Genomic DNA, 4696 nt, shown 5'->3' with positions numbered 1-4696 from the left:
GTATAGGACTAAACTTACCCCAATAATCCGGATTACCATCCCATAAGTAGTTCCTGCCTGTTTCTTTGCTCGTTAGCTTTTGTAGTTCTGCACCTTTAGTTGTTAAAGATGCTTTTATATGTTCGTTTTCTAAAAAAATCATATATGCTTTTATAGCTACTAAAGTAAATAAACTTGGATAATAGTTTGTTAGTAAAAAGTTATATTTGTTTAAGAACAAGCGATGCGTCTCAAAGAAAAATTTACAGCGTGTATTGGGCGGCTGTCAGGCAAGCCCAAAGTGATTGGCTTGTGTGTGTTCTTTTTTTTGCTATTGCTGATAGGCTTATTGGTAATTCAGAGATATCAGATAATTAAAGAGGGTAGGCGCCTGGAGATGGCCAATGCACTTAATGTAGTAAAGCAGAATGTTCAATTGGTATTGAACAATGGCTATACTGCTACTTTAACACTTGCTATGACCTTAAATGATAAGGGCATTCCAAAGAATTTTGATGCTGTTGCGGATAGATTAATAGCATCCAACTCTGATTATAAGGCGTTAGAATTATTACCTAACGGTATCATAAAGTATCTCTATCCAAAGAAAGGCAATGAATTGGCATTGAATCTGGATCTTTTTAAAAAATCTGAAGAATCAAGGTTAATGGCTACCAAATCGATAGCCTCAAAAATGATGTATTATGCCGGCCCTTACGAATTACAGCAAGGAGGAATGGGGATTGTTGGCCGATTACCGATATACCGCGAAAATAGGTTCTGGGGCTTTTCTGCYGTAGTGATTAAGCAAGATGCGTTCTTTAATAGTATTGGTGTTTATAATAATAAAAACAATAATTTTTACTTTCAATTTTCAAATGTTGATATAGCTACCGGAAAAGAGGAGTTTTTTTTAAAAGGCGATAGGGACTTTCTTGGTCAAGATCATCAATCTACATCTTTTGCTGGCACCAATTGGAAGCTTTATGTTATTAACGCTCACGAAAGGATAATCCCTTTTCAATTGATATATCCTTTGCTTTTTGGTATTGGTTTGGCCATTTTATCCAGTTTGCTGGTTGTTCAGGTAGTTAAAAAAACTACTGAGCTACAGAACCTGGTAGATAGTCAGCAATTGAAACTGATAAATACAGAAACAAAATTTAAAACAATATTTGATCAGGCAGCTATTGGTATAGCTTTAGTAACCCCAACTGATGGTAGGTTTTTACAGGTGAACAAGAAATTATGTGATATACTGGGGTATAAAGAATCTGAATTGCTGAATTTGAGCTTTCAAAACATAACCCTCCCAAATCACCCAAATGGAGTGAGGGCCGATGTTAAGTATTTTAATAATGGAAGTGTTAAAGAATATAGAGTTCAAAAAAAATATCTGCACAAAGAGGGGTACACAAAGTGGTGTAATATTGTGGAAACACCTTTGTGGAATGATAATGGTGAACCAACCAACCACATTGTAATTATTGAGGATGTTACTGATCGGAAGGCTGCTGAAAAGATCGTTCTGGATTCTCAATTGAGAATCGAATCTTTAATAAATACCATTGATGGGATTGTATGGGAAGCAGACCCCAATACTTTTGAATTTACATTTATTAGCAAAAAGGTTGAAGATATTTTAGGCTATTCTGTTGAGGAATGGTTGTCGTCTCCAACTTTCTGGGCCGATCACATTTACCCTGATGATAAAGACTGGGCTATTGAATATTGTACTGTTTCTACCAGAAAAAATATTCAGCATGACTTTGAATACAGGATGATTGCTAAGGACGGGACAATAGTGTGGCTAAGAGATATTGTAAACGTAATCTCTGAGAATAATAACCCAGTTTTATTAAGGGGTATAATGATTGATGTGGGAGAGAATAAACATGCCCAGGATGCCTTAAATCATTCATTTAACCTGGTTACAGAGCAAAATAAAAGGCTCCTGAATTTTTCGTATATCGTTTCTCATAACTTAAGATCGCATACTTCTAATATTCAGGCTATTACCAATTTAATAGGGCAGACCAGTTCTGAAGAGGAAAGGATTGAGCTGATTGAAGTACTTAAAACTGTATCAGGCCTGTTAAATGAAACCATGCTGAATTTGAATAAAGTAGTTAGCATCCAAACCAGTATAGATGTGATAAAAGAGCGGCTAAGTTTGAGTAATTACATTAATAAAACCATTGATATATTGAATGATCAAATCGTTTTAAAAAATGCCATTATTAAAAATAATGTTCCTAAGGATGTTATTGTGAATTATAATCCTGCCTATCTGGAAAGTATTTTATTAAATTTTATTTTTAATTCGATCAGATATAGCCATCCTGACAGAAATCCGGTTGTTGAATTGGATTCCTTTATTGAGGACTCCCAAACTGTTTTACAGATTTCTGATAACGGGATAGGAATAGACTTGGAGAAATATGGCGAAGAACTTTATGGATTGTATAAGACCTTTAATAAAAAGCCCGACTCAAAAGGAGTAGGGCTTTTTATTACAAAGAATCAGATTGATGCCATGGGAGGTAAAGTAACAGTAAGTAGTGTTGTAAATAAGGGAACTACTTTTAAAATATACTTTAGATAGCCTCAATGGCTGGTATTATTCTTTTTTAGTTTCTGCTGCCGCGGCTTCCGCTTTGGCTTTCTTTTTAAAGAAGCCTCTTAAAAGAAAATTATGTTGTAATGCTTCCAGATTTTCATCTAGCTTTTTGCTGCTGGTTTCCATGTTTAGCATAATTGATTTTACCTGCTCTGCAGTCTTTTGATCATTTAGCAATACACCAACTGCATTGTCTGTCTGTGTTAATTTTCCAGATGCTTTATTCAGGTTTTCTGTAAGTGTGGCTGCTGAACTTGCCGTTTTCTGTAATTCGTTTACAGAGGCCTGAAGTTTGGCAAAAACAGCAGTATCAGTAAGCAGTTTGTCGGCCAAACCACCTTTTGTATTTAATGTTTTTGAGAATTTATCCAATTCTGCTGCCATCTTGTTTGCCGATGCTGTGGTGTTCTTCAAGTTTACCACAATCGCTTTAAAATCAGTAGCTATCTGTTCGTCGGTAAGTAGTGCGCCTGCTGTGCCTTTTCCTTCAACAAGGCTTTTGGCAAGAATCTTAAAATCAGAAGTTACCTCTACCAGGTTTTTGTTGTTCACCTGGAATGTTTTCATGATGTCGTCTGTCGATAAAGTGGTATTTACTCTTAGCCTGTCTCCATCCTCTACAAATGGGAACTTTGGCGTTCCACCTGTAATTACGATGATTTTATTCCCAATTAGTCCATCAGAACTAATGCTGGCAGATGCATCCTTATGAATGTATTTGTGTGCTTCTTCTTCAATATTAAGGAAAACCTGTACCTGTGAAGTACCATAAAATTGGATCTTTTTTATTGTGCCTATTTTTACACCGGAAAACCATACATTATTACCGGTTTTAAGTCCTTGAATATCGTTGAAAACAACATCAACTGTAAAGCTCTTTACGAATGCTTTTTTCTGACTTCCCAATGTGAAAACCCCTAAAATAAATATCGCTATGCCCAGGAGAATAAACGCTCCAACTATAATCTTACGGCGTGTGTCTGTTGCCTGCATAATTTCTATTGAATAAAATTGTAATCGTAAAATGGTTTTACCCGTTCATCATTTGTATTAAACACGTCTTCGAAAGTACCCTGACGCTCAAATTTGCCATCCAGTAACATGGCTACTCTATTACCAACTGCTTTTGCACAGGTTAAATCATGGGTAATGATGATCGAACTGGTATGAAAGCGCTCCTGTACTTCATTAATCAGGCTATTGATTTCCAAACAGGTTATCGGATCAAGTCCGGCTGTAGGTTCATCATAAAGCATAATTTCAGGCCGTAAGATCAATGTTCTGGCAATACCTATCCTTTTTCTTTGGCCGCCTGATAATTCCGAAGGCATCTGGTTAATGGTATGGAGTAGTCCAACTGCATCCAGCATCTCTTCAACCGCACTGGTTATTTCTCGCTTTGTTAACTTTTTCTGATTTCTGATTAAAGGGAAAACCAGGTTTTCTCTAACAGTCATACTATCATACAATGCACTGTTTTGGAATGAAAATCCTACTTTTAATCTTAAAGCAAGCAGTTCTTTATAAGTGATCTGATCAACATGCTGGTTAAGTACCCTAACATCCCCATGGTCTGGGGCTAATAGGCCGACCACAATTTTTATCAATACAGATTTACCCGTACCTGACTTTCCAAGCACAACCAGGTTTTCGCGCTTATAAAGTTCTAAATCTACTCCCCTTAATACATGGTAATTGCCGAAAGACTTATACAGGCCATTAATTTCTATTACTTTTTCTTGTTCAGACAAGGGCTTCTTTTCTTTCATAGTTTAAAAATTAAGTCCTGAATAAACCAAAAAACTGTACGGAAACTACTTCCTCGATAAATATAAGGAACATACCAATAACCACTGCCGAATTCGCCGCTTTACCTACACCTTCAGTTCCTTTTGATGAATTATATCCCTGGTAGCAACCCACCATTCCAATTGTAAAACCAAATATCACGGCTTTAATAGTAGACGCGGTAATGTCTAAAAAGGTAATCGATTCAAGAGACGATTGAAAGAATGCCTTTGCGCTTGTGCCTTCACTTAGAGAAACATTTAGTAATGCGCCCAGCATTCCAACCATAGCGGTATAAAAGGTAAGAAT

At 36.4% G+C, this 4696-nt stretch carries 4 protein-coding genes; 1 reads left to right on the top strand and 3 read right to left on the bottom strand.

Features of this window, described 5'->3' with window-relative positions; genetic code table 11:
* Positions 1 to 223 precede the first annotated feature (223 nt).
* Positions 224 to 2584 carry a sensor histidine kinase gene (locus tag AC1DG9_RS23490; protein ID WP_337718164.1) on the top strand — a complete coding sequence of 787 codons (2361 nt, stop codon included), beginning with the start codon at positions 224 to 226 and terminating at the stop codon, positions 2582 to 2584.
* Between the two features lie 15 nt (positions 2585 to 2599).
* Here AC1DG9_RS23490 and AC1DG9_RS23485 read toward each other — a convergent pair whose 3' ends face one another.
* The 3 genes from AC1DG9_RS23485 to AC1DG9_RS23475 all read right to left on the bottom strand — a co-directional run.
* Entirely contained in the window at positions 2600 to 3592 is a 993-nt protein-coding gene (locus AC1DG9_RS23485; RefSeq protein ID WP_172659131.1) for an MlaD family protein, read from the bottom strand.
* Between the two features lie 5 nt (positions 3593 to 3597).
* A complete protein-coding gene (locus tag AC1DG9_RS23480) occupies positions 3598 to 4368 on the bottom strand; it encodes an ABC transporter ATP-binding protein (protein WP_477635344.1) in 771 nt (256 codons plus the stop codon).
* Positions 4369 to 4378: 10 nt separating this feature from the next.
* On the bottom strand, positions 4379 to 4696 hold a 318-nt coding region (locus AC1DG9_RS23475; protein WP_477635343.1), incomplete at its 5' end, for an MlaE family ABC transporter permease.

The organism is Pedobacter sp. 05L430, assembly GCF_056397585.1.
Note: the sequence above shows the minus strand (reverse complement) of the source record. Positions and strands in the feature narration are given on the sequence as shown.

What these genes read in the sequence shown, in the direction of transcription:
- AC1DG9_RS23485 (WP_172659131.1), bottom strand. Translation starts at nt 3,592, where the DNA reads ATGCAGGCAACAGACACACGCCGTAAGATTATAGTTGGAGCGTTTATT.
- AC1DG9_RS23480 (WP_477635344.1), bottom strand. Translation starts at nt 4,368, where the DNA reads ATGAAAGAAAAGAAGCCCTTGTCTGAACAAGAAAAAGTAATAGAAATT.